The organism is Corynebacterium sp. ACRPZ (assembly GCF_022346205.1).
In the GTDB taxonomy this organism is placed as follows: Bacteria; Actinomycetota; Actinomycetes; order Mycobacteriales; family Mycobacteriaceae; genus Corynebacterium; species Corynebacterium lehmanniae.
In genome coordinates this window covers 58,003-80,546 of the sequence record NZ_JAKRMR010000001.1, presented here as the reverse complement: position 1 = coordinate 80,546, position 22,544 = coordinate 58,003, and the positions used below count along the sequence as shown (strand labels likewise).

Genomic DNA, 22,544 nt, shown 5'->3' with positions numbered 1-22,544 from the left:
GTGCTACTGCACCGGTGCCCACTCCGGGCCGGTCTCGCCCAGCTCCGGGTCCAGCTTGGCAATTAGCGGCTGCGGCTTGGACAGCTCCGTGCCCGGGGTGACGTCCACGCGCTTCCACTCGGCCTGCTGCTGGGAGTAGTCGCCGGTGATGGTCAGGTACGTCTGGCCCTTCTCCGGCAGGCCTGCGCCGACGAGGTTGAACTCCTCGTCGTCCACGACCTCCTCGACGCGCGGCTCGGCGGCCCAGATGCCGGTGCGGCCCAGGGTCTCATGAACCTTCTGCGCGGTGTGCGGCAAGAACGGGGTGAGCATTGCGTTGCAGTCGGAGACGACCTGCAGCGCGGTCCACAGCACGGTGGCCAGGCGCTCGCGCTGGGAGTCGTCCTTGGCCAGCTTCCACGGCTCCTGCTCGGCGATGTAGGCGTTGGCCTCGCCGACGACGTGCATGATCTTCGTGATCGCGGACTTGAAGTGGGCCTTGCCCAGGGCCTCGCCGGCGGTGGTGAAGGTCTCGGCCGCGAGGTCGAGGATGCGCTCGTCGGATGCCTCGAGCGGGCCGGGCGCTGGGACCTGGCCGAAGTTCTTGTGCGCCATGGATACGGTGCGGTTGACCAGGTTGCCCCAGCCGTTCGCCAGCTCGTTGTTCACGCGGCGGACAAACTCGTCCCAGGTGAAGTCCGTGTCGTTGTTCTCCGGGCCGGCGACGGCGATGAAGTAGCGCAACGGGTCCGGGCCGAACTCGGCCAGGAAGTCCTTGACGTAAATGACCACGCCCTTGGACGAGGAGAACTTGGAGCCGGACATGGTGAGGAACTCGGATGAGACGACCTCGGTGGGCAGGTTCAGCTCGCCGAGCTCGTGGACCGTGCCGCCCTTCGCGCCCTTGCCCGCGTAGCCGAGCAGCTCCGCCGGCCAGATCTGGGAGTGGAAGGTGATGTTGTCCTTGCCCATGAAGTAGTAGCCCTCGGTGGCCGGGTCCTGCCAGAAGTCTTTCCACGCCTCCGGGTTGCCGGAGCGGTGCGCCCACTCAATCGATGCAGACAGGTAGCCCACGACGGCGTCGAACCAGACGTAGAGCTTCTTCGACGGGTTGTCCTGCCAGTCTTCCACCGGGATCGGGATGCCCCAGTCAATGTCGCGGGTCATGGCGCGCGGGCGCATGTCTTCCAGCAGGTTCAGGGAGAACTTCAGCACGTTCGGGCGCCAGTCCTCGCGGGTGGTAAGCCACTGCTCCAGCGCGTCGTGCAGCGCGGGCAGGTCGAGCATGAAGTGCTCGGTCTCAATGAACTCGGGCGTCTCGCCGTTGATCTTGGACACCGGGTTGATCAGGTCCGCCGGGTCGAGCTGGTTGCCGCAGGTGTCGCACTGGTCGCCGCGGGCGTCGGTGGCGCCGCAGATCGGGCAGGTGCCCTCAATGTAGCGGTCCGGAAGCGTGCGGCCTGTCGACGGGGAAATCGCGCCCTGCGTGGTCTCCCGGATCATGTACCCGTTTTCGTTCAGCCCCCGGAACAGCTCCTGCACCACCGCGTAGTGGTTGCGGGTGGTGGTGCGGGTGAACAGGTCGTAGGACAGGCCCAGGCCCGCCAGGTCCTCCACGATCTGCTTGTTGTAGCGGTCCGCCAGCTCCTTGACGGTCACGCCTTCCTTATCGGCCTGCACCAAAAGTGGTGTGCCGTGCTCGTCGGTGCCGGAGACCATGAGCACGTTCTTGCCGGACATTCGCTGGAAGCGGGCGAAGACATCGGAGGGCACGCCGAAGCCTGCGACGTGGCCGATATGGCGCGGGCCGTTGGCGTACGGCCACGCAACGCACACAAGAACGTTGTTGTTGGTCTCGGAAGAAGTCATGGCTCTCAGCATAAGTTATGCCCCGCTTAAGCACTGCACTGCTTAAGCGGGGCGCAACTTTAGAACGTCGTCAAGCAAACGCTCCTAGCGGGAACGCGGTTTGAGTATCTCCTTGACCTGCGCCTTGCGGGCTTCCAGCTGCTGCTGGTCGCGGTGCATGCGGCGCTCGATGGCCAGCTGGCGGGCGAAACGCTCCTGCTCCTTCTTGTCCAGGTAGATCGTGTCGTTGGACATGTCCTTGACAATCGCGAACATCAGCACGATCAGGATGATCAAGAACGGCGTTGCGGCCACGATGGTCACGGACTGTAGCGAGTTCAGCGCGTCCGAGCCACCGGAGATCAAAAGCGTCAGGCCGACGAATGCGGTGGCCAGGCCCCACATTGCGGCGAGCCACGGCTTCGGCTCGGTCTTACCGGACTGGGTCATAGACGCCATCACGGTGGACGCGGAGTCCGCCGAGGTGATGAAGAAGGTGCCCAGAAGGATCAGGGCGAACACGCCCATGACGTAGCCTCCCGGCATCGAGTGCAGCAGGTTGAACAGCTGCTCTTCGTTGGAGCCGCCGCCGACGATGGACTCGCCAGCCTGCTCCATCTTGATAGCGGTGCCGCCGAAGATGGCGAACCACACGGTGGACAGGCCAGCCGGAACCAGCATCACGCCGAGGCAGAACTCGCGCACGGTGCGGCCGCGGGAAATGCGCGCCAGGAAGGTGCCCACGAACGGGGACCAGGAGATCCACCATGCCCAGTAGAAGATGGTCCAGCTGGAGAGGAACTCGCCGGCCTGGCCGTCGGAGCTCTCAGCGGTGCGGGCTGCCATTTCGAAGAAGTTCTGCAGGTAGCTGCCCACGGAGGTCGGCAACATGTTCAGCTGCGCCACGGTCGGGCCGAACACGAACACGAAGATCGCCAGGACTGCGGCGACGACCATGTTTGTGTTGGACAGCCACTGGATGCCCTTGGACACGCCCGACATTGCGGACAGCAAAAACGCCAGGGTAAGCACAGCCACGATGCCGATGATCAACTTGTTGGACGGGTTGTCCACGAAACCGGAGGCTTCCAGGCCGGAGCTGATCTGCAGCGCGCCAAGGCCCAGGGAGCAGGCGGTGCCGAAGATGGTGGCGAACACCGCGAAGGCGTCGATGAGCTTGCCCAGCCAGCCGTTGGCTGCCTTCTCGCCGATCAGCGGGATGAACGCGCTGGACAACAGCTGCTTGCGGCCGAGGCGGAACGTCGAGTACGCGATGGCCAGGCCGATGATGGCGTAGACGGCCCACGGGTGCAGCGTCCAGTGGAACATGGTCTGCGCCATCGCGGTGCCGACTTCGTGCTCGTCGTGGCCCGGCACACCGTCGGTGTACATCGCCAGCGGCTCGGCCGCGCCGTAGAACATCAGGCCGATGCCCATGCCGGCGGCGAACATCATGGCGATCCACGAGGTTGTCTTGAACTCCGGGCGTTCGTCGGCGGTGCCGAGGCGGATGGTGCCGAAGTTCGACGCCGCGATGACGATGACGAAGGCGACGAAGATGGTGCCGCCGAGGACGAAGGCCCAGCCGAGGTTGTCGATGACCCAGCCGAAGGCGGTGTCCGCGAAGTTAGAGAAGTTGTCGGGGGCAGCCAGGCCCCAGCCGACGACCGCCGCGACAATCACTGCCAGAGGAATGACGATGCCCCAGTTGATAGGGGCGTCATCTGCGTCGGCTTCGCTAACGACGCTTTCCTCTGGGTCTGTGTAATCGGGTTGCGCGCCGTCGCGGTCTGCGCGCAGCAGTGCGGCGATCTCGCCGACTGCGGAAGATCGTTCAGTCTTGATGGGGTCCGTACTCCGCGGCTCCACGTCGGGATCGTGGGGATCCCTTTGGAGATCACGCTGAGACATATAGTTCTCCTCGCAAATTTTCAGGGTTTTTCTAGAACCCAAGCAGGCTAGCGCAGATCACACCATTGTGCTAGCCCGCGCGGGGAACTTTTGCTTATCGACGTCAGCTTCGCGCATCCAACGCGGCATCGTAGAGGTCTCCGACCTTCACTCCGTGCTGCTTCGCCACCTGTTTCGCGGCGTCTTTCATGCGCTGGCCGCCGTCGACCAGCTCCAGCACCAGACCGACTAAGTCCTCGGGTTCGGCCTGCTGCCCGGTGCCGCCTTCGATCACCAGCGTGATCTCCCCTCGCACGCCGCCGGCCGCCCACTCGGCGAGCTCCCCCAGCGTGCCGCGTTTGACTTCCTCGTAGGTTTTGGTCAGCTCGCGGCACACGGCAGCACGGCGTTCGGCGCCGAGGACGTCCGCGGCGTCGTGAAGCAACTGCTCGATGCGGTGCGGCGACTCGAAGCAGCACACGGCGCGGCGCTCGTGCACGAGTGTCTCCAACCACGCGCGGCGCGCGCCGGTCTTCCGGGGCGCGAAGCCGTCGAAGATGAAGTGGCCCACGTTAAGCCCCGAAAGCGCCAGGGCCGTGGTGACGGCGGAGGGTCCCGGGATACAGGTGACGGGGACGCCGGCGTCGTGGGCGGCGGCGACGATTGAGTGGCCGGGGTCGGACACCAGCGGCATGCCGGCGTCGGTGACAACGACGACGGTGCCGGCTCGTGCGGCGTCGAGAAGCTCCCGCACCCTCGATTCTTCGTTGTGGTCGAAGTTGGACACCACTCGCCCAGCGATTTCCACGCCGAGCGCCGCGGCGAGCGCGCGCGTGCGGCGTGTGTCTTCTGCGGCGATCACGTCCGCGGTGGCGAGCGCCTGCGCCAGCCGCGGCGACGCATCCGCCGCGTTGCCAAGCGGGGTGGCCGCGAGCACAACTCCGGCCGGGAGGTTCTGTGTCTGGTCTTGCTCGGCGGACATACCACGGGAGCTTACGCTCAAGGCGCTAATATCTTGCGTCGTGACCACTATCGCGAGCACCCCGAACCCCGCCGGACCGCCATCCGGTGCCGACGCAACAGCACCAGAGACGACGCGTTCCCTGCGGCCCGCCCAGCCTGCGCCCGAGGCACCCGTGACTGTGCCTTGGACGCGCCGCGACACCATCGCCGCCTCCGTCATCGGTGTGCTGGCGCTGCTCACCCGCTTTATCGGGCTGGTGCAGCCGACCAGCTCCGGCACCCCCGTCTTCGACGAGAAGCACTATGTGCCGCAGGCCTGGGACATGGTGGAAAGCTGGTTCAACCCGGTCTTGGGCGGCATCGAGTCCAACCCCGGCTACGGGCTGGTTGTGCACCCGCCGCTGGGCAAGCAGCTGCTCGCGCTGGGCGAGATCCTCTTCGGCTACTCCCCGCTCGGCTGGCGCCTCATGACCGGCCTGTTCGGCACTGCTGTGATCGTGTTCGTGTTCCTGCTCGCGCGGCGCGTGAGCCAGTCCACCAACATTGCGATCATCGCGGGCATCATCGCGCTTTTCGACGGCGTCCTGCTGGTCTCCGCCAAATTCGGCATGCTCGACGTCTTCCAGGTGCTGTTCGTGGTGATGGCGGCGTGGACCTTAGCCGGCGACATGCGCGAGGTGCACCACCGCTGGCACGACGCGTGGCTGGCCGGCAAGCTCGAGGACGCGGGCCCGTTCGGCCCGCGCATGGGCTTTCGCTGGTGGCGCTTCGCCACCGGCGTGCTGCTTGGTCTGACCCTGTCGGTGAAGTGGTCCGGCCTGTACTACATCATGTTCTTCGGCCTGCTGTCGTCGTTCTGGGACCTGTTCCTGCGCCGCCGCTACGGCGTGGAGAAGCCGGTCTCGGGCACCCTGCTTCGCGACGTCCCGTCGGCGCTCGCCTCCATCGTGCTCATCCCCGCCGTGCTGTACCTGTGGTCCTGGCGCGCCTGGTTCGCCTCCGAGACCTCCGTGTACCGCCACTCGCTTACCGACGGCACCATCGCCGGCTCCGACTGGCCCTGGCTGGCTAACCTGCCCGAGCCGATCGCCGGCTGGTTCTACTACCACTTCTCGGTGCTGAACTTCCACGCCTCGCTGACGTCGTCCTCCGGCCACTCCCACCCCTGGGATTCCAAGCCGTGGGCCTGGCTGGTCTCGGCGCGACCGATCCTCTACTACTCCGCCACCGACCTGGAGTGCTCCATGGCGTCCGGCGACGGCAAGTGCCGCGAGATGATCTACATGTTCGGCACCCCCGCCATCTGGTGGCTGACCGTGCCGGTGCTGCTGTGGGCGTGCTGGGTGTGGCTGACCCGCAAGGACTTCCGCGTCATCGTGCCGGTGATCGCGTTCGCCGCCGGCTTCCTGCCGTGGCTGGCCGCCTTCGACCGCCAGATGTACTTCTTCTACGCCACCGCCCTGGTGCCGTTCACCGCAGTGCTGCTGGCGCTGGCGCTGGGCAACCTGGCCAAGAAGGGCGGGGCTGTGACGTGGCCCTGGGTGAACAAGGTTGCAGGCTTTGAGATGCGCTGGGGCCAGCTCGCCGCCGTGGTCTACATCGCGCTGGTGGTGGCCAGCTTCATCTACTGGTCGCCCATCTTCTACGGCTTCAAGATCCCGGACACCTGGTACGAGTCCATCATGTGGCTACCCAGCTGGAAGTAACCAGCCGGAAGTAGCTAGTACGGCCGGGCGTCGAGCATCTGCCACGCCCGGCGCAGCGCCCCACCCCGGTCGGCCACCCAGGTCCATACCAGGGCCACCAAGCTCATCAACGGGATGAGCACCCCGGCGAGCTCGAACGCGCCTGTGCCCAGCACGAAATCGCGTACGGCGAAGCCGACGGTGAAGGTGAACATCGTGCCTACAATCAGCACCACGCCCGGGATCTGCTGCGGACGCCAAGCGGTAAAGCCCAACGCGAGCGCCACGCCGAAACGCACGGACGCCGCGGACGCCACCACCGGCTCCTCCCCGCCGGACAGGATCAAGCGCACGGCCCACAGCACCCACACCACGGCCATCACGCCGAGCATCAGGCGGCCTACTGCCATGCCGATCTCGCGTCGGCGGGCGAAGCGGCGCCACTCGTTGTCCACGCCGGCCAGGATTGCGGCGGAGAGGTCCTGGGGCGGGGCCATAGCGTCGTCGGTACCCCCACCGAGCGATTGGGACAGCGCCAGCGAGCGGTCCAAAAACGCGCGGCACTCCGCGCATCCGGACACGTGGGCGTCGACGATGGCGTCGTCGAGTTCGGCCTTCTCGCCGTCGATGCGCGCGGACAGCGCCGCCTGGACCTCCTCGTGGCTAACCACGCGTGAGCACCCCGTCCAGGCTGGCACGGCCGGTGCCGAAGACGGTGATGATGAACAGCGCGGCGGCAAGCACGAGCGTGTACTCCACTCCCCCAGCCTCGATGAAAAAGCCGTTATCCAGGTGCACGAAGTACCCGGCGGCAAGCACGAGTAGGGCGAGGAGCGACGCGGTGATCGTCGTCAAGAGCCCCACTGCTAGAAACGCGCCTCCGATGAGCTCGACGGTGCCGGTGAGGTAGGCGGAAAGCTGCGGCTGCGGCACCCCGAGGGCGGCGAACTGGCGGCCAGTTTCGGCCATGCCCATCTCGAACCAGTGGTTGTAGCCGTGCGCCACAAACACCGCGCCCAGCACGAGCCGGAGCACAAGCAGCGCGAAGTCGCGGACGGCGGGCCTATTCATGCCGATTAGCGTACCCGTGGAACCGAACGGGGTAGAACTGAGTCCAATACATATGACTGATCTTCACACCACACCAGAAACCAATCCCGAATCCGGCTGGCCCGTCATCGGCGACGACGGGCTGGCGCGCCCGCCGTGGGCCGCCACCGACCCACTTTTGCGCGAGTACTACGACACCGAATGGGGCATGCCCGTCACCGACGAGCAGGGCATGTTTGAACGCGTCTGCCTCGAGGGCTTCCAGGTGGGGCTGTCGTGGCGGCTGATCCTGCAAAAGCGCGAGGCCCTGCGCGCAGCCTTCCACGGCTTCGACCCAGAAGAGGTCGCGGGTATGAGCATCGAGCATTTGCTTGAGGACGCTGCCTTGATCCGCAACCGGCGCAAACTCGAAGCTGCAGTGAAAAACGCCGAGGCGACGCTGGCGCTGCGGGAGGATGGCACGCACCTGGGCGAGTTTGTGTGGTCCTACCAGCCGGCGAACACGCCGGTGCCGCGCACGATGGCGGAGGTGCCGACGCGCTCGGCGGAGTCCGAGCAGCTGGCGAAGGATTTGAAGAAGCGCGGCTTCACCTTTGTGGGGCCGGTGACGATGTACGCGCTGATGGAATCCACCGGCATCATCGACACCAACCTGGTGGGCACGTGGCGCCGCGGGGCGTCCGGGGTGTGGGTCTAATCGGCGCCTAGGCGGCGTTTAATCGTCGTCCATGTCCGCGAAGGCGTCCTCGACGGAGTCGTGCTCCTCGCGGGACGCCTCCCAGACCTCCTTGGCGGCGGAGAGGTTGATGGCGGCGATGATCGCACCGACGACGATGTCGAACCAGGCGGTCTCCCACACGAACGTGAGCAGACCGGCGGCAATGATGAGCAGGTTGGCCAGCGCGTCGTTGCGTGCGGCCAGCCACGCGCCGGTGGCGAGCGACGAGCCTTCGCCGCGCAGCCGCATCAGCAGGATCGCGCAGATCACGTTGACCACCAGGGCACCGAATGCGATGCCGGTCAGGCCCTCCGGCGACGGCGCGACTGGGTTCATGATCTTGGTTATCACGGTGACAACCGCCGCCACCGCCGGGATGAGAATCAACGCGGCGAGCACGCTACCGGCGGTGCGGCGGCGCGCGGCCGGCCACGCCACGGCGAAGAACACCAGCAGGTTGATCGCGGTGTCCTCGAGAAAGTCCGCGGAGTCCGCGAACAGGGACGCCGACCCGATGGCCACCGCACCGGCGAACTCCACGAAGAAGTAGGCCAGGTTCAGCAGCGCCACAATCAGCACCGCGCGACGGATCTTCTGCGAACCCAACGAATCTGTCACTTCAGCTGCTACTTTTGCGTTAGATACAACGGGAAGGCAGCTTAGCCGATCCGCAAAACGTAACGGGACCCGGCCGTATTCGACCGGGTCCCGTTGACCTGTGGAGCTAAGGGGAATCGAACCCCTGACCTTCGCATTGCGAACGCGACGCTCTACCAACTGAGCTATAGCCCCTGGGGCACGCTCGTTACGTTACTCCTCCCCCACGCGCCGGTTAAATCGCCAGCGCAGCGGAGGTTTTCGCGGTTCTTAGGAGGCGCGGGCGCCGTAGCCGCCGAGGTCTTCGTAGTCGTCGTAGCCGGGGTCGTTTTCCGGCACGTAGCGGGTGGACGGCAGGGTGTCGAAGTCGGGGCTGTCGTCGTCCAGGTCCAGCACGACGGAGCCAGCGCGCAGGCGAGCGTCACGCGGGTGCTCCGTGTGGTTGCTCATGGCCACACCCATGCGGGCGCGGCGCAGCTGGCGCAGACGTCGTGCGTGCAGCGCGCGCTCCTGCAGCACGACGCGGCGCAGCGCGATCATGAACCATGCGGTCATCCCCACTGCCACCGCAGGCAGCACCCAGGTCCAGCCGCCTGCGACAAACGCGACGACGAAGGTGACCACGCACGCGGCGATCAGCGCCAGCAGGGTGCGCTGGCGACGCTGGAAGCGGGTGGCGGTGTTCTTCTTCTCGCGCTCCGGGTCGAATCCGCCGCGGCCGCGGCGCGCAGCGGCGAAAGCGAGGTCCTCGTCGCCCGCTTCGGCCGCCTCCGCGGTGTCGACCTCGTCGTCCTCGTCGTCAATGTCTTCCGGCGCTTCCTCAACGTCCGCTTTCGGAGCGCTTTGCTTCTCAGCGCCTCCGGTCTCCCCCGCGTAGCCAAAGTCCTCGGGTGCGGTGTAGGACTCGTCCAGCTCGTAGCGGTCGGCCTCAGCCTCAGCCTCATCCTCATCGGAGTCGGCATCTGCGTCGGCGTCAGCGTCCTCTGCATCATCCTCCGCGGCGAGGACCTTCACAGTGGTGGAACCGGCGGACTCGCTGGCGACGACCTTGGTGGAGCCGCCCTCGGATTCATCAGACTCGGCCTCAGCTTCGGCCGGCTCAGCCTCGTCGTCGACATGCTCGATCACTTCGCCGTCGATGTGGCCGGCCGCGGCGGCATCGTCTTCGGCGCCGGGGCGGCGGAAGAGGGTGCGCAGGGCGGGAGCGTCGTCGATAAGCACTTGCTCCTCGGCATCCGTCGCCTCCACAACCTCGTAGTCGGTGTCCTCGTTGTGGCGGTGGATGTCGGCGGCGGTGAGCTTCGGGCGGCGGCGCTCAGCCATCGGCGCGGTGCCGCCCTCGTGCAGCACGCGCGTTTCGTCGTAGCCGTCGCCGGAGCGGCGGATCGGCTTGTTGTTGCCGATCATCAACGGCGCGAGGACGATGATCCACACCACCAGGATCAAGATGATCATTAAGCTCGGGCTGCCCATGGGCGATGCCACCTTTCCGCGTCAGTTGCACCCTTAAAGTCAGGAGTCCACGGTATCGGCACTTGCGCAGGCGAACGGGTCGGCGCGCCGGTGGGGCGCAGCTGTTTTTCGCCCTCTAGCGCACCCGGCCGGTCTCGCGCAGGCGCTGCACGGCTGTGGTGGGGAAATCATCGGCATTCAAGGCCACGAAGTGGTGGTCGCGCCACTGCCCGTCGATGTGCAGGTTGCGCCGCAGGTAGCCCTCCTCGCGGAAGCCGTTGAGCTTGAGCACCTGCCCGGAGGCGGGGTTGTGTGGCAGGTAGGTGGCGGTCACGCGGTGCAGTCCGACGCGGGAAAACGCGTGGTCCACACCCAACGCGCACGCGGCGGTGGCCACCCCGCGGCCCATGAACGGCGAGTGCACCCAGTAGCCCACCCAGCATTCGGAGACGATGCCGTGCTGGATGTTGCCCAGGGTGACCTGCCCTGCGAAGCCGCCGTCGACCTCGATGACCAGCGGCACCACGGTGCCCTGGTTGGCCAGCCGCTTCAGGTTCAGCCAGGTGTTGCGCCACGCCGCGTGTGAGTGCGCGTCCTCCCAGCTGCCCTCCACCGTGGGTTCGACCGGTTGGAGCCATTGCTTATCGACGTTTCTCGTGCCCGACCAGTCCTTTCCATCGCGGGAAGTGAGGGGTCGGAGGCGGACGGATGTGCCGTCGGGAAGCGTCGCGGTCGGCGTGGACTCTGGCCAGCCCGGGGTGGGCTGGCGGAACATCGCGAACATGGCTGAGCCTAGCTGCGCTGGCGGAGGAACTCGACGTCCACGATGTCGCCGGGGCGCACGTCCACGGCGTCTTCCGGCAGGTGGATCATGGCGTTGGCCTCAGCGAAGCCGGCCAGCAGGTGGGCGGGGCCGGCTTCCAGTGCGGACAGCGGTTCGACCAGGTAGTCGCCGGTGTCCGCGTCGCGCATGAGGCGGGCGCGGATGTAGCCGCGGCGGCCAGGAATGGAGCTGAGCTCGCGCAAGGAGCGGGCCTTGACGGTGCGGCGCGTCACCGCGGTCTTGCCCAGGGAGCTGCGGATGGCGGGGCGGATGAACGTCTCCGCGATCACCAGCGCGCTCACCGGGTTGGACGGCAGGAGAAACGCCGGGACGCGCTCCTCACCCATCAGGCCGAAGCCCTGCACGGAGCCGGGGTGCATGGCCACGCGGGTGGTGTCCACCTGGCCGAGCTCGCGCAAGATCTCCTGGATGGGGGCCGCACCGGAGCCGCCAACGGCGCCTGTGATGACGACGAATTCGCTTTTGGCGATGTGTCCCGCCACGATCTCGCGCATGCGGCGCGGCTCGGCGTTGATGATGCCGGCGCGGTGCACGTCCGCGCCCGCCTCTTTGGCGGCCGCGGCCACGACGTAGGAGGCGATGTCGAAGACCTGCCCCAGGCCCGGCCGGCGGTCCAAGTCCACCAGTTCCAGGCCGTAACTCATCACCGTCACACGCGGGCGCGGGTACACCAGTAACTTGTCGCGGCCCGCGGCGGCGGCGAGGCCGATCTGGGCGGGGCCGAGCACCGCGCCCTGGCGCACGGCGATGTCGCCGGGCTGGATGTCGTCGCCAGGCCGGCGCACGAAATCACCGGTGCGCACGGGGCGCTGCGGGGTGACGCGTTTTCGCCCGCAGTCCGTCCACTCCAGCGGCAGCACCGCGTCCGCGAGCGTGGGCAGCGGGGCGCCGGTGGCGACGCGGACCGCCTGGCGCGGCTGCAGGCGCAGCGGCTTCTGGGAGCCGGCGGGCACCTCGCCCACGACGGGAAGGGCGCGCTCGCGGTTCGGCTGCGGCGCCGCGGGGGCTTCTTCGCCGTCGCCGGCTTCATCTTGGTCACGGTCGCGGCGCTCGGGCCTGCGCAGCCCGGCGGCGCCGCCCACGTCTACCGCGCGCACGGCGAAGCCGTCCACCGCTGCCTGGGGGAACCCGGGGACCTGCGTGGTGGAGGTGACCTCTTCGGCGCACATCAGGCCGAGCGCGTCCGTCAGCGCCACCCGGATCGGCTCGGGGGCGGCAGCCGCTTCTACTACAGCGGCAAGCTGGTCCTCTACGCTGCGCATGGCCCGTGCCCCTTTCGTTTACGCGTTGTCCTGCGCCTTTGCGACAACCTCGGGGTGTTCTGCCTCGAAGTCTGCGATGATCTTCTTCACCGCGGTATACAGCGCCGGGCCGTACTTTTCGTCCCGCAAACCGAAATCCACATTCGCCGGGATATACCCGCCCGGGTTACCAAGGTCGTGCCGCTTGCCCTCATGCACCACCACATGCACCGGGTGACCCTCAGAGATCATCAACTCAATCGCATCCGTCAGCTGCAACTCACCACCCTTACCCGGTGTGATGCGGCGCAGCGCATCAAAAATCCCGCGGTCCAACAGGTAGCGGCCAGTAGCCACCAGCGTCGACGGCGCATCCTCCACAGCAGGCTTTTCCACCATGCCGCACACCTTAAGCACCTCAACGCCGTCAATCTCAGCCTGGGCATCCTCAACGTCGAACACGCCGTAGTTGAACACCTCCTCACGCGAGACGTTAAACGCGCACAACACCGAACCACCGAGTTCATTGCGCACCGCGACCATCTTCTCCATCACGCCCGCCGGCAACACCAGGTCATCCGGCAGCATCACAGCAACCGCATCCTCGTCGTCGTCCAACGCTTCCTCAGCGCAACCGACAGCATGGCCAAGCCCGAGCGGCTCATCCTGGGTCACCGCCACAGCCTCAATCAAACCGTTGGCGCGCGCGACCTTTTCCGCCTGCGCGTCCTTGCCGCGGGCGACCATCAGCTCCTGCAAGTCCGAAAACTCGCCAAAGTGGCGCATGATCTCTTCCTTATTCGGCGCGACCACCACGGCAAGACGCTGCGCCCCACAAGCCGCTGCCTCCTCAGCAATCAGCTCAATGCCCGGGGTATCCACCACCGGCAGAAGCTCCTTCGGCACCGTCTTCGTCGCCGGCAAAAAACGCGTCCCCATACCCGCAGCCGGCACCACAACAGTCTTCACCGAAGCGCGCGCAGCATCAACGGGTCGGTCAGTAGAATTCTGCATAAACGCAAAGCCTACAGCCCCCACCCCTCACAACCGGGCTGCGACCCGGAAGAAGCCAGGAGTATGCACACGAACACAAACACCCCTCCCCCGAAGGCTGCGATGCGCGCCGCGCACGTGGCCGCCCGGCGCGACCTGCGCGGCAGCGAGCGAAAGCGCGAGCTCGACCAGGCGCTTGTGGCGGCAACCTTGGCGTGCGTCGACGACTTCGGCGCACGCGGCTCCAACATCGCCGCCTACAACCCACTTAGCTCGGAGCCTGGCCCGGCGGATTTCGCAGCACTGCTCGCGGCGGCGGCACGCACTCTGTTTCTGCCAATCTCTCTGCCAGACGGGGTGCTGGCCTGGGCGCAGCACGGGGCCAAGGATGCGGCGGGCGCGTTGGGCATCACTGAGCCGAACGGCCCGCGCTTCACCTCCAACGTGTTGCGCTCCTGCGGGCTGGTGGTGGCCCCGGCGTTAGCCGTCGATAGGCAAGGAATGCGCCTTGGCAAGGGTGCCGGCTACTACGACCGGGCGCTTGCCGGCCTGGATGTTCCCGTCGCGGCTGTGGTTTACGGCTGGGAGGTCGTGGATGCGGTGCCCCATGACGCGCACGACCAGGCGGTGGACGCGGTGATCATGCCGGAAGGTTTCTTCCGCGTCTAGGGAACCGGGGCGGGGGTTTCACCGTCTTATCCCTATGGAACTCTCCGCGCACCTGAATACCCTCCGCTCCCCCGGCTACCGCCGCTCCGTGATCATTCGCAGGGTGGTCGCCGTGTTCCTCGTGGTCGCCGCTGTGTTGCATGTGCTTATCGACGCCTCACGGTCCGACCCGCCCGCCCTGACCTTCGCCCGCGATGTCGCCCCCGGCACCGTGCTCACCTCGGACGATGTGGAACTGCGCCGCCTGCCAGCGGAGTCGGTGCCCGACAACGCGCTGGATGACGCGGCACTGGCCGAGGGGCAACTGCTCGCGGCGGCCGCCTCCCGCGGCGAGGTGGTCACGGCCACGCGCCTGGTCGGGCCGGATCTGGCGGGGCTGCTCACCCAGGACAAACCGGACGGCGAGGAGTTCTCAATGGTGCCGGTCCCCCTTGCGGAACCGGACATCTTGCCTATGCTCCACCACGGGACTGTTGTTGACGTTGTGGGCCAAGGGCCTCGTGTGGTTGCTGAAAATGGGATTGTCGTCACATCTGGGGAAGGCGACGCAGTGTTGGTGCTGCTCAGGCAGGGTGAGGCAGCTGCCGTTGCGGCTGCGTCCCTGTCTGAGCCGCTGACTCTCGTGTTGAGCAACCGTCAACGTCAGTTTAATATCCCCAACCATGCTTCAAGGATTTAAAGATTTCATCATGCGCGGCAACGTCATCGAGCTTGCCGTCGGCGTTGTCATTGGTGCGGCATTCACCGCAGTTGTCACCGCGTTCTCTGACGCGATCATCAACCCGCTCCTCGCTGCCCTGGGTGGCGTGGACTACTCCGGCCTGGGCTTCTTCGTCCGCGAGGGCAACGAGGCGACCTTCGTCGACTTCGGCGCTGTCCTGACCGCCATCATCAACTTCCTGCTCATCGCGGCAGTGATCTACTTCCTGCTCGTTGCTCCGATGAACAAGCTCGACGAGGCGCAGAAGCGCCGCAAGGGCATCGACCCGGACGAGCCGGAGCCGACCGACACCGAGCTGCTCGCGGAAATCCGCGACCTGCTCGCAGGCCAGAACCCGAACAATGTGCAGAAGCCGCTGAACTAGTTCGTCCTTGAGCGGGGCTGGCTGAAAGCTAGTCCCCGTAGTGCGGCGGCCGCTCCGCCTCATAAAAATCGCGGCCCGTCAAACCCGGCTCTTCGTCGCCGAGCAGCACCTCGCGCTCAGCGTCCAGGGCCGGGTTTTCGTTTGCCTGCGTGTTCCGTGCGGCGTCCGCGGAGCGGTCGTAGTCCACGTCCGCCTTGCGTACAGCGCGCCTGCGCTTGCGTTCCATCAGTGTGCTGCCTCGAACTGCGCGGGGTTTAAACCGAGTGCTGGTTCAGCTCGTCGATGAGGTGGCGCACGAGCGGAGCTGCCGTCGATACGCCATCGCGAATCGCCTGGCGCGAGGACGCGAGGTTGACCACAACCGTGGAGCCGGACACGCCGCAGATGCCGCGCGAGGTGCACGCGTCCACCGCGCCGCACGCCTGGCCGGACGAGCGGATCGCCTGGCTGACGCCCGGGACCATCTTGTCGATGACCGCGCGCGTCGCCTCCGGCGTCTTGTCGCGCGGGCCCACGCCGGTGCCGCCGAGGGTGAGCACGAGGTCCACGCCGCCGACAACGCCCGTCTCAATGGCCTTGCGGATCTCGGACTTCTTCGACTTCACGCGCACCACGCCGTCGACCTGGTAGCCAACCTCGCGGAGCAGCTCCACCACCATCTCGTCGGTGTTGTCGCCCGGCGCGTCGTAGCGGCGGTCGCCCACCAGCACGACGATCGCGCACGGCGACGTCGGAGAGTCGCTCTCCAGCTCGGAGGCGCGCAGCGTCGCATCGTCCGGCTCGGTGATGTCGAGCGCGTCAAACAGTTCCGGCATCGTGGTCAGACTCCCTTGGCACAAAACGGGGCGGATTGGACAGATAAGAAGTTACTCGGAACTCAAGGTCACCTCTACCGGAACCGACTCAGACTCCCCCTCCCGCTGCACCTGCAGCGTCACCGTCTCTCCAAATGCTTTGGAGCGCGTCGCGGCGATGAGGGCGTCAGCAGAGTCGATGGGCCGGTCGTTCAGGCGCGTGATCACGTCGCCAGGCTTCAGCCCAGCCGTTTCGCCGGGACTGCCGGGTTCCACCCCCGCCACCACGGCACCGCCACCGAAGCCCTGCATCACGCTCACGCGCACGCCGAGCATCGGCTGCGTGGCCTCGCCCTTTTCAATGAGCTGGTCAGCGACGCGCTTGGCAAAGTTCGACGGGATGGCGAAGCCGAGGCCGATGGAGCCGCCCTGGCCGCCTTGGCTCATGCCGCCCGAGGACAGCGAAGCGATAGCGGAGTTCATGCCGATGAGTTTGCCGTTGCGGTCCACCAGGGGGCCTCCGGAGTTGCCGGGGTTGATCGCCGCGTCGGTCTGGATGCCGTCCATGAGCGAGCTCTCGCCGCCGCCCTGGGAAGCGCGCACCGGCCGGTTCAGCGCGGAGACGATGCCGCTGGTCACCGTGGCGGACAGGCCCAGCGGCGAGCCCACCGCGACGACCTCCTGGCCCACGCGCAGTTCGTCGGAGTTGCCGAACTGCATCACCGGCAGGTCGTGCACGTCGTCGATCTTCAGCACGCCGACATCGGTGTTGACGTCGGAGGCGACAAACTGTGCGCTGTGGCGTGATCCGTCGTTAAGCGTGACCTGCACCTCCGAACCTGGCGTTTCCGCGCCGGCGATGACGTGGTGGTTGGTCAGCACGTAGCCGTCCGCGGAGATGATGGAGCCGGAGCCTTCCGCACTGCCGCGGGGCGTGTCCACCTCAATGGAACCCACCGCAGGCAGCACCGCGGCCGCCACTTGCTCCACGGAGCCCTCGGGTGCCTCGGCCGGGTCCGCGACGGTCGGGTTGCGCAGCTCGCCTTGCGAATCGCTTTCGGACGACACGCTGCTGGACGGCGAATTCGACGCCGCAGTTTCCGCCGCGTTGTCGGACTGGGACGACCCGGCGAGGTACCCGGCGCCGCCGCCGGCGACCAGCGCAGTTGTCAGCGCGACGGCGAACGCCGCGCCGATGCCTTTACCGCGACGCTCCTGCTGCCCCTGGGGCTGCGGTTGCACCTGGTAGACACCGTTGTTTGCCGGGAAACTTGCGGTGTCTCCCGGATAGTTCAGTTCACTCATGAGGGGTTATTATGCACCGCCGTCCTGTGGCAGATCTTGAGGGCATGCACTGTAATTCGCAATGTTTGCTGGACGATTGCTGTGTGCGCTGGCCTGCGGGTCTAGCTGTAGCTCTTGCGCGGGATCACGCGTGCGGTGGTCTCCGCGGGAGCCTCCTGCACATCCGCGCCGTCCACCTCCGGCGGGCGTCCCGGAAACACCACGCGAAAGCGCGCGCCGCCGTCATCGGATTCTTCCGCCACGATGGTCGCGTTGTGGCGGTCGAAGACCTGCTTCACAATGGCCAGGCCCAGGCCGGAGCCCGGCATCGACCGGGACTCGGGCGCGCGGTAGAAGCGCTCGAACACCTTCTCGCGCTGGTCCGCCGGAATGCCGGGGCCGGAATCGTCCACGATGAGCACCGCGTTGCGCTTCGCCGCCTTCAGCGACACACGCACGGTGCCGCCCTGCGGCGACCACTTCGCGGCGTTGTCGATGAGGTTGATAGGTGCGCGCCCCATGGCGAACCGGTCGCCGGTAATGACCCACGGGTCCGCCTCGAATTGGAACGCCAGGTCCGGGCGGCGGCGGCGCACACGGTCGAGCGCTTCCTCCAGCACTTCGTCCAGGCGGAAGTCCTCAGGCTCGGCACCTTGCTGCGCTTCGTCGCGCGCCAGGTTGACCAGGTCGCCGATCAGGATGGACATTTCCTCCATCTGCGCCATCACGTCGCGCTCGAGGTCCTTGCGGTCCTGCTCGGAGATCTGGTCCTGCCGGCCGGAGTTGTACAGCATCATCAACAACTCGATGTTGGTGCGCATCGAGGTCAGCGGGGTTTTCAGCTCGTGGCCCGCGTCCGCCACAAGCTGCGCCTGGCGCGTCTTGGAGTCCTCCAGCGTGGAGATCATCTTGTTCACGGAGGTGGTGATTTCAGCGAACTCGTCGTTGCCGTCGACGGGGAGCTCGGTGAGCTGGTCGGACTCGTTCGCGGCGTCGATAGCCCTGTGCAGTCTGCGCACGGGGCGGAGGCCGACGGCGGAAATCGCCGTGCCCGCGATCCAGGCGAGCAAACCCCCGGTACCCGCAATCACCAGCGCGGCTGCACCCCAGCTGCCGGAGACAATGCTGAACACGTCCAGCGGCTGCGACATGGCCACGGTGACACCGGAGGTGCTGCGGCGCACCACCACGCGCTCCCCTGCCACGGTGTGCTGGGAGAGCATGTCGCCTGACGACGTCGCCGCGTACGGCCCCGCCACCGGCACCGGGTCGCCGTAGAACACGTTGGAACCAGCGGGCGCGGCCGAGACTTTCGCCCACGGGGTTGCGCGGCGAAACTCGGCGAGGGCCTTTTCAAAGCCCTCCCGGTCGTCCGAATCCAGGTCCTTCAGCTGCAGCGACACGCCGTAGCTGCGGGTGCGCAGGTCGTCGTCCATGACGGTCAGACGAGTCGTTTCTGAAAGCCGGTAGGTAAACAGCGCGGTCAACAAAATGACCACGGCGACGATGCCGCCGGCGAGTACGGCCAAGCTGTTGCGCAGGGACCGGCCTGTGCCAGCCTGCCCCTGCGGCTCAGCTTCGCCTGTGAAGCGCCGCAAGATCACGGAGCGGTCTCCCGCAGGACGTAGCCGACGCCGCGGACGGTGTGGATCAGGCGCGATTCGCCGCCTGCTTCAGTCTTGCGGCGCAGGTAGCCGATGTAGACCTCGAGCGCGTTGCCAGACGTCGGGAAGTCGTAGCCCCACACTTCTTCCAGGATGGTCTGGCGGGCAAGCACATGGCGCGGGTTCTGCAGCAGCAGGTGCAGCAGCGCAAACTCGGTGCGGGTCAGCGAGATGGCGCGGCCTGCGCGGGTGACGTCGCGGGTGGAGGTGTCCATGACCAGGTCCTCGAACTGCAGGCGAGTCTGGTCCTTCTCCGCCGCCTTGCGTGCTTCGGAGCGGGTGCGGCGCAGCAGCGACCCCACGCGCGCCAGCAGCTCCTCCAGGGCGAAGGGCTTGGGCAGGTAGTCGTCCGCGCCCGCATCCAGGCCGGCCACGCGGTCGGACACACCGTCGCGAGCCGTGAGCATGAGGATCGGCCCGTCGTACCCGGAGGAGCGCAGGGTACGGCAGACGCCCAGGCCGTCGAGCTTGGGCATCATGAGGTCGAGGATGGTCAGGTCTGGCTGCTCAATGCGGATCTGATCGAGCGCGTCTTCGCCGTCTACGGCGAGCACCACGTCGTATCCGTTGAAGCGGAGCGAGCGTCGGAGCGACTCGCGGACAGCCTGCTCGTCGTCGGCTACGAGAATCTTCATAGGATTATTATGACTTATTTTCTACTCAGAGTTGAATTGAGCTGAAAAAACCGGGTCCCACCTGGGGATCCCGGTTAGTTCAACGGGTCCAATTCGACCCTTAAAAGCTTAGAACTGCTCGACGTCGATCAGACCAGCCTGAGCGGCCTTGATCAGGCGGCGCGGGATGCGCACCTCCTGGCCGTCGACCTTGACGGTCTGCAGGTCGGCGTTGTCGGCCTTCCACTGGGAACGACGCATGCGCGTGTTCGCGCGGGACTTCTTGAACTTCGGTGTTGCCATGACGAGTCTCCTTTATCCCCTCTAGTTGGCCTTCTTCTTGCGGCGGGCCATGCCGCCGAAACGCTGGTTGAACTTCTCCACGCGGCCGGCGGTGTCCATGAGACGCTGCGCGCCGGTCCAGAACGGGTGGGACTCGGCGGTGACGTCCACGACCACGAGCGGGTACTCGTTGCCGTCTTCCCACTGCTCAGTGCGTGCGGAGGTCAGGGTGGAGCGCGTCAGGAACTTGTGGCCCGTGTTTGCGTCCTGGAAAATCACCGGGTGGTAATCCGGGTGAATATCCTTCTTCATTAGATTCGTCTCCCTCAGGATTGAACTACGGGTCGGTTCCGCGAAGTCCCGCGGATCGTGCCCGAGTTGGGTGCGAAATGGTCTTTTCATCCGACGGTCGCCGGATAACCCGCAGTATCTTACAGTTCACGTGCGCGTTTACCTAATTGCGCACTTTGCCTATCGACGCCCCTCCGGTCCACCTCCCCATGCCACACCAACGATTCCTTTTACCCGCCGCCGCGATTGCGGCGTTTGCCGGCCTCACTGCCGCCAGCCCAGCCGACGCTGTCGCACTCGCTGCACGCCTGATACCTGTACTCACCTTTGCCGCTGGGATGTCTGCCGTGGTGAACCTGGCCGCGCGCGTCCGCATGTTCGAGTGGCTCGTGTCAGCACTCGAACGCGGCACAAGCAGCCGCGAGGCGGTGTTCGCTGGATTTTTGGCATTGACAATAGTGTCGACGGTGTTCTTCTCCCTCGACACCACGGCCATCATGCTCACCCCGCTCGCCGTGCAGCTGGCGTCCCGCTTCCGGCTTCCGCAGCCCGCGGTGGCGTTGTCGGTGGTCTGGATCGCCAACCTCGCGTCAATGCCGCTGCCGGTGTCGAACCTGACCAACCTACTAGCACTCGGCGGCGGGGCCTTCAGCACCAACCACGACTACATCCGCGCGGCCGCCGCGCCCGCCGCCGCGGCGATCGCGGTTGCCGTCGCCGCCGCGTACAGCGCCCGCCTTATTTACCGTGCCGCCACCCCCGCGCCCAACCATGCGCCGACGGCGGTTGCGCGACCGACGCCGGCGCTGATTGTCCTCGGCGCAACCGTCGCCGCGCTGCTGAGCCCGGTTCCCTATTGGCTCACCGGCGTCGTCGCCGCTGTCGCGATGTGGTTCGCGGTTGGGCCGGCCGGCCGCAAGGCAGGTGCCGCTTCGCTGATCCCGTGGCACGCGCTGCTCCTCGCGGCCACACTCTCAGCCGCAGCGGTGTTGGCCCTCCACGTCGATGCCGTTGCCGCTGCGGTGGGCCTTCTCGACGGCGCGCACCCCGGCGCCATCGCAGCGGCGGGCGCTCTTGCGGCCAACGGCATCAACAACCTGCCGGCATTTCTCGCGCTTGAGCCCGCGGCCGGCGGCCAAGACGGCGTGATGGCTCTTCTTATCGGCGTCAATGCCGGCCCGCTGGTGACACCTTGGGCGTCGCTAGCCACCTTGCTCTGGGCGGACCAGCTGAAGCGGGCAGGGGCCGCGGTGCCCTGGCGCCACTTCATCCTGTGGGGCCTAGTGCTCGCCCCGGTAGCCGTCACTGCCGCCACCGCTGCATTGCTGGCGGCAGGCTAGAGAAAAGCCAGCCAGACGCGATTATGAGATAGAGGCCTAAGACGGTATGGTTGTCTCTCGCTGTTGTCGAAGTACACGTTTACGCCTGCGTCAACCGATTGCACTTGCGCTGGTCGCGGACCCTCACTCCGCTTCTCACCTGGCGCTTTACCTCACATAGCGATCGTGTCGTGGGCGGCAAGAAGAGTAAGGAAGCTAACCCATGTCGGCACATTGCCAGGTCACGGGACGTAAGCCGTCGTTCGGCAAGACCGTCTCGCACTCGCACCGCCGCCACTCGCGCCGTTGGAACCCCAACGTGCAGAAGCGCCGGTTCTACCTGCCCTCCGAGGGCCGTACCATCACCCTGAACGTCTCCACCAAGGGTCTGAAGATCATCGACCGCGACGGCATCGAGTCCGTCGTCGCCCAGATCCGCGCACGAGGTGAGAAGATCTAATGGCACGTAACGATATCCGCCCGATCATCAAGCTCAAGTCCACTGCGGGCACCGGTTTCACCTATGTGACCCGCAAGAACAAGCGCAACAACCCGGATCGCATCACGCTGAAGAAGTACGACCCGGTTGTTCGCAAGCACGTCGAATTCCGCGAGGAGCGATAATCCATGGCGAAGAAGTCCAAGATCGCTAAGAACGAGCAGCGTAAAGAGATCGTCGCCCGCTACGCGGAGCGTCGTCAGGAGCTCAAGGCCATCATCAAGAACCCGGAGACCTCTGACGAGGACCGTCTTGAGGCACAGTTCGAGCTCAACCGTCAGCCGCGCGACGCCTCCCCGGCCCGCGTGCGCAACCGTGACTCGCGTGACGGTCGCCCCCGTGGCTACCTCCGCAAGTTCGGTGTTTCCCGTGTCCGTATGCGCGAGATGGCTCACCGCGGTGAGCTGCCTGGCGTCCGTAAGTCTTCGTGGTAAGGAGGACTCACATTATGAAGCGCAACAATTCGCGTAAGCCGCGCATTGAGCAGTCCCGCCGCCCGAAGAAGAACCCGCTGAAGGCGAAGGGCATCGAGTCGGTCGACTACAAGGACGTTGAGACCCTGCGTCTGTTCATCTCCGACCGCCACAAGATCCGTTCCCGCCGCGTCACGGGTCTGACCCCGCAGCAGCAGCGCCAGGTCGCTACCGCTGTGAAAAACGCGCGCGAGATGGCTCTTCTGCCGTTCACCACCCGCTAATTAGCCGGTTGACGATGACAGCGTAGAGTCTTCGGCTCTTTCAAGCACCCGCACTCCCCTCCCCAGAGGGTCGAGAGCGGGTGCTT

Annotated in this window: 27 protein-coding genes and 1 tRNA gene; 10 read left to right on the top strand and 18 right to left on the bottom strand. The window is 66.3% G+C overall.

Going from position 1 to position 22,544, the window contains the following annotated elements; genetic code table 11:
* Positions 1-3: 3 nt before the first annotated feature.
* The 3 genes from metG to rsmI form a co-directional block, all read right to left on the bottom strand.
* On the bottom strand, positions 4-1,848 hold the full coding sequence (metG, locus tag MHX64_RS00425; protein ID WP_239355653.1) for a methionine--tRNA ligase: 1,845 nt from the start codon (positions 1,846-1,848) through the stop codon (positions 4-6).
* Between the two features lie 84 nt (positions 1,849-1,932).
* Positions 1,933-3,738 carry a BCCT family transporter gene (locus tag MHX64_RS00420; RefSeq protein WP_239355654.1) on the bottom strand — a complete coding sequence of 602 codons (1,806 nt, stop codon included), beginning with the start codon at positions 3,736-3,738 and terminating at the stop codon, positions 1,933-1,935.
* A gap of 103 nt (positions 3,739-3,841) precedes the next feature.
* Positions 3,842-4,699: a 16S rRNA (cytidine(1402)-2'-O)-methyltransferase gene (gene rsmI, locus MHX64_RS00415; protein ID WP_239355655.1), complete on the bottom strand. Its 858-nt coding sequence runs from the start codon at positions 4,697-4,699 to the stop codon at positions 3,842-3,844.
* A gap of 40 nt (positions 4,700-4,739) precedes the next feature.
* Here rsmI and MHX64_RS00410 point away from each other — a divergent pair, with 40 nt between their 5' ends.
* Entirely contained in the window at positions 4,740-6,386 is a 1,647-nt protein-coding gene (locus MHX64_RS00410) for a dolichyl-phosphate-mannose--protein mannosyltransferase (protein ID WP_370642047.1), read from the top strand.
* A gap of 14 nt (positions 6,387-6,400) precedes the next feature.
* Here the strand turns inward: MHX64_RS00410 and MHX64_RS00405 are convergent, their stop codons facing one another.
* Positions 6,401-7,036, bottom strand: a complete 636-nt coding sequence (locus tag MHX64_RS00405; protein ID WP_239355656.1) for a zf-HC2 domain-containing protein — start codon at positions 7,034-7,036, stop codon at positions 6,401-6,403.
* Positions 7,029-7,436, bottom strand: a complete 408-nt coding sequence (locus tag MHX64_RS00400) for a DoxX family protein (RefSeq protein WP_239355657.1) — start codon at positions 7,434-7,436, stop codon at positions 7,029-7,031. The genes MHX64_RS00405 and MHX64_RS00400 overlap by 8 nt, the downstream gene beginning before the upstream one ends.
* 52 nt (positions 7,437-7,488) lie before the next feature.
* Between MHX64_RS00400 and MHX64_RS00395 the strand changes: the two genes are divergently transcribed.
* Complete coding sequence (locus MHX64_RS00395; RefSeq protein ID WP_239355658.1) at positions 7,489-8,112, top strand: DNA-3-methyladenine glycosylase I; 624 nt, start codon at positions 7,489-7,491, stop codon at positions 8,110-8,112.
* 18 nt (positions 8,113-8,130) lie between these two features.
* Here MHX64_RS00395 and MHX64_RS00390 read toward each other — a convergent pair whose 3' ends face one another.
* The 6 genes from MHX64_RS00390 to MHX64_RS00365 form a co-directional block, all read right to left on the bottom strand.
* Positions 8,131-8,751, bottom strand: coding sequence for a cation transporter (locus MHX64_RS00390; RefSeq protein WP_239355659.1), 621 nt, complete (start codon positions 8,749-8,751; stop codon positions 8,131-8,133).
* Positions 8,752-8,852: 101 nt separating this feature from the next.
* A tRNA-Ala gene (locus MHX64_RS00385) sits at positions 8,853-8,925 on the bottom strand.
* A gap of 75 nt (positions 8,926-9,000) precedes the next feature.
* On the bottom strand, positions 9,001-10,185 hold the full coding sequence (gene glpR, locus MHX64_RS00380; RefSeq protein WP_239355660.1) for a gephyrin-like molybdotransferase receptor GlpR: 1,185 nt from the start codon (positions 10,183-10,185) through the stop codon (positions 9,001-9,003).
* A gap of 133 nt (positions 10,186-10,318) precedes the next feature.
* A complete protein-coding gene (locus MHX64_RS00375; RefSeq protein ID WP_370642048.1) occupies positions 10,319-10,966 on the bottom strand; it encodes a GNAT family N-acetyltransferase in 648 nt (215 codons plus the stop codon).
* Positions 10,967-10,974: 8 nt separating this feature from the next.
* Positions 10,975-12,288: a gephyrin-like molybdotransferase Glp gene (gene glp / locus MHX64_RS00370; RefSeq protein ID WP_239355661.1), complete on the bottom strand. Its 1,314-nt coding sequence runs from the start codon at positions 12,286-12,288 to the stop codon at positions 10,975-10,977.
* A gap of 18 nt (positions 12,289-12,306) precedes the next feature.
* Positions 12,307-13,281: a UTP--glucose-1-phosphate uridylyltransferase gene (locus MHX64_RS00365; protein ID WP_239355662.1), complete on the bottom strand. Its 975-nt coding sequence runs from the start codon at positions 13,279-13,281 to the stop codon at positions 12,307-12,309.
* A 63-nt stretch (positions 13,282-13,344) separates the two neighbouring features.
* Here MHX64_RS00365 and MHX64_RS00360 point away from each other — a divergent pair, with 63 nt between their 5' ends.
* Genes MHX64_RS00360 through mscL form a run of 3 tightly spaced genes read left to right on the top strand, consistent with a single transcriptional unit; the run spans position 13,345 to position 15,014 of the window.
* Positions 13,345-13,929: a 5-formyltetrahydrofolate cyclo-ligase gene (locus MHX64_RS00360; protein WP_239355663.1), complete on the top strand. Its 585-nt coding sequence runs from the start codon at positions 13,345-13,347 to the stop codon at positions 13,927-13,929.
* A 34-nt stretch (positions 13,930-13,963) separates the two neighbouring features.
* Positions 13,964-14,608 (top strand): SAF domain-containing protein, encoded by a 645-nt coding sequence (locus MHX64_RS00355; protein WP_239355664.1) that lies wholly within the window; start codon positions 13,964-13,966, stop codon positions 14,606-14,608.
* Entirely contained in the window at positions 14,592-15,014 is a 423-nt protein-coding gene (gene mscL, locus MHX64_RS00350) for a large conductance mechanosensitive channel protein MscL (RefSeq protein ID WP_181888019.1), read from the top strand. Before MHX64_RS00355 ends, mscL begins: the two co-directional genes overlap by 17 nt.
* 28 nt (positions 15,015-15,042) lie before the next feature.
* Here the strand turns inward: mscL and MHX64_RS00345 are convergent, their stop codons facing one another.
* The 7 genes from MHX64_RS00345 to MHX64_RS00315 all read right to left on the bottom strand — a co-directional run bounded on the left by MHX64_RS00345 (position 15,043) and on the right by MHX64_RS00315 (position 19,964).
* Positions 15,043-15,240 carry a hypothetical protein gene (locus tag MHX64_RS00345; RefSeq protein WP_239355665.1) on the bottom strand — a complete coding sequence of 66 codons (198 nt, stop codon included), beginning with the start codon at positions 15,238-15,240 and terminating at the stop codon, positions 15,043-15,045.
* 28 nt (positions 15,241-15,268) lie between these two features.
* Positions 15,269-15,829, bottom strand: coding sequence for a molybdenum cofactor biosynthesis protein B (locus tag MHX64_RS00340; protein ID WP_239355666.1), 561 nt, complete (start codon positions 15,827-15,829; stop codon positions 15,269-15,271).
* 51 nt (positions 15,830-15,880) lie between these two features.
* Positions 15,881-17,113, bottom strand: a complete 1,233-nt coding sequence (locus tag MHX64_RS00335) for a S1C family serine protease (RefSeq protein WP_239355667.1) — start codon at positions 17,111-17,113, stop codon at positions 15,881-15,883.
* A gap of 101 nt (positions 17,114-17,214) precedes the next feature.
* On the bottom strand, positions 17,215-18,696 hold the full coding sequence (locus tag MHX64_RS00330) for a HAMP domain-containing sensor histidine kinase (RefSeq protein ID WP_181888015.1): 1,482 nt from the start codon (positions 18,694-18,696) through the stop codon (positions 17,215-17,217).
* Entirely contained in the window at positions 18,693-19,391 is a 699-nt protein-coding gene (locus MHX64_RS00325) for a response regulator transcription factor (protein WP_181888014.1), read from the bottom strand. Before MHX64_RS00325 ends, MHX64_RS00330 begins: the two co-directional genes overlap by 4 nt.
* A gap of 108 nt (positions 19,392-19,499) precedes the next feature.
* Positions 19,500-19,673 carry a 50S ribosomal protein L32 gene (rpmF, locus tag MHX64_RS00320; protein ID WP_181888013.1) on the bottom strand — a complete coding sequence of 58 codons (174 nt, stop codon included), beginning with the start codon at positions 19,671-19,673 and terminating at the stop codon, positions 19,500-19,502.
* Positions 19,674-19,694: 21 nt separating this feature from the next.
* A complete protein-coding gene (locus MHX64_RS00315) occupies positions 19,695-19,964 on the bottom strand; it encodes a type B 50S ribosomal protein L31 (RefSeq protein ID WP_181888012.1) in 270 nt (89 codons plus the stop codon).
* Between the two features lie 188 nt (positions 19,965-20,152).
* On the opposite strand from MHX64_RS00315, the gene MHX64_RS00310 reads away from it, so the two are divergent.
* The 5 genes from MHX64_RS00310 to rpsR all read left to right on the top strand — a co-directional run bounded on the left by MHX64_RS00310 (position 20,153) and on the right by rpsR (position 22,458).
* Complete coding sequence (locus MHX64_RS00310) at positions 20,153-21,283, top strand: SLC13 family permease (protein WP_370642049.1); 1,131 nt, start codon at positions 20,153-20,155, stop codon at positions 21,281-21,283.
* Between the two features lie 202 nt (positions 21,284-21,485).
* Positions 21,486-21,722 (top strand): 50S ribosomal protein L28, encoded by a 237-nt coding sequence (gene rpmB / locus MHX64_RS00305; RefSeq protein ID WP_181888011.1) that lies wholly within the window; start codon positions 21,486-21,488, stop codon positions 21,720-21,722.
* On the top strand, positions 21,722-21,886 hold the full coding sequence (gene rpmG / locus MHX64_RS00300; RefSeq protein WP_006841072.1) for a 50S ribosomal protein L33: 165 nt from the start codon (positions 21,722-21,724) through the stop codon (positions 21,884-21,886). The genes rpmB and rpmG overlap by 1 nt, the downstream gene beginning before the upstream one ends.
* Positions 21,887-21,889: 3 nt before the next feature.
* A complete protein-coding gene (gene rpsN / locus MHX64_RS00295) occupies positions 21,890-22,195 on the top strand; it encodes a 30S ribosomal protein S14 (protein ID WP_070472882.1) in 306 nt (101 codons plus the stop codon).
* Positions 22,196-22,206: 11 nt separating this feature from the next.
* On the top strand, positions 22,207-22,458 hold the full coding sequence (gene rpsR, locus MHX64_RS00290) for a 30S ribosomal protein S18 (RefSeq protein ID WP_172796731.1): 252 nt from the start codon (positions 22,207-22,209) through the stop codon (positions 22,456-22,458).
* The last annotated feature ends 86 nt before the right edge of the window (positions 22,459-22,544 follow it).

Excerpts from the sequence above, each read along its gene's own strand:
- metG (WP_239355653.1), bottom strand. The coding sequence starts at position 1,848 with ATGACTTCTTCCGAGACCAACAACAACGTTCTTGTGTGCGTTGCGTGG.
- MHX64_RS00420 (WP_239355654.1), bottom strand. The coding sequence starts at position 3,738 with ATGTCTCAGCGTGATCTCCAAAGGGATCCCCACGATCCCGACGTGGAG.
- rsmI (WP_239355655.1), bottom strand. The coding sequence starts at position 4,699 with ATGTCCGCCGAGCAAGACCAGACACAGAACCTCCCGGCCGGAGTTGTG.
- MHX64_RS00400 (WP_239355657.1), bottom strand. The coding sequence starts at position 7,436 with ATGAATAGGCCCGCCGTCCGCGACTTCGCGCTGCTTGTGCTCCGGCTC.
- MHX64_RS00395 (WP_239355658.1), top strand. The coding sequence starts at position 7,489 with ATGACTGATCTTCACACCACACCAGAAACCAATCCCGAATCCGGCTGG.
- glpR (WP_239355660.1), bottom strand. The coding sequence starts at position 10,185 with ATGATCATCTTGATCCTGGTGGTGTGGATCATCGTCCTCGCGCCGTTG.
- MHX64_RS00375 (WP_370642048.1), bottom strand. The coding sequence starts at position 10,966 with ATGTTCGCGATGTTCCGCCAGCCCACCCCGGGCTGGCCAGAGTCCACG.
- glp (WP_239355661.1), bottom strand. The coding sequence starts at position 12,288 with ATGCGCAGCGTAGAGGACCAGCTTGCCGCTGTAGTAGAAGCGGCTGCC.
- MHX64_RS00365 (WP_239355662.1), bottom strand. The coding sequence starts at position 13,281 with ATGCAGAATTCTACTGACCGACCCGTTGATGCTGCGCGCGCTTCGGTG.
- MHX64_RS00360 (WP_239355663.1), top strand. The coding sequence starts at position 13,345 with ATGCACACGAACACAAACACCCCTCCCCCGAAGGCTGCGATGCGCGCC.
- MHX64_RS00355 (WP_239355664.1), top strand. The coding sequence starts at position 13,964 with ATGGAACTCTCCGCGCACCTGAATACCCTCCGCTCCCCCGGCTACCGC.
- mscL (WP_181888019.1), top strand. The coding sequence starts at position 14,592 with ATGCTTCAAGGATTTAAAGATTTCATCATGCGCGGCAACGTCATCGAG.
- MHX64_RS00345 (WP_239355665.1), bottom strand. The coding sequence starts at position 15,240 with ATGGAACGCAAGCGCAGGCGCGCTGTACGCAAGGCGGACGTGGACTAC.
- MHX64_RS00340 (WP_239355666.1), bottom strand. The coding sequence starts at position 15,829 with ATGCCGGAACTGTTTGACGCGCTCGACATCACCGAGCCGGACGATGCG.
- MHX64_RS00335 (WP_239355667.1), bottom strand. The coding sequence starts at position 17,113 with ATGAGTGAACTGAACTATCCGGGAGACACCGCAAGTTTCCCGGCAAAC.
- MHX64_RS00325 (WP_181888014.1), bottom strand. The coding sequence starts at position 19,391 with ATGAAGATTCTCGTAGCCGACGACGAGCAGGCTGTCCGCGAGTCGCTC.
- rpmF (WP_181888013.1), bottom strand. The coding sequence starts at position 19,673 with ATGGCAACACCGAAGTTCAAGAAGTCCCGCGCGAACACGCGCATGCGT.
- MHX64_RS00315 (WP_181888012.1), bottom strand. The coding sequence starts at position 19,964 with ATGAAGAAGGATATTCACCCGGATTACCACCCGGTGATTTTCCAGGAC.
- MHX64_RS00310 (WP_370642049.1), top strand. The coding sequence starts at position 20,153 with ATGCCACACCAACGATTCCTTTTACCCGCCGCCGCGATTGCGGCGTTT.
- rpmB (WP_181888011.1), top strand. The coding sequence starts at position 21,486 with ATGTCGGCACATTGCCAGGTCACGGGACGTAAGCCGTCGTTCGGCAAG.
- rpmG (WP_006841072.1), top strand. The coding sequence starts at position 21,722 with ATGGCACGTAACGATATCCGCCCGATCATCAAGCTCAAGTCCACTGCG.
- rpsN (WP_070472882.1), top strand. The coding sequence starts at position 21,890 with ATGGCGAAGAAGTCCAAGATCGCTAAGAACGAGCAGCGTAAAGAGATC.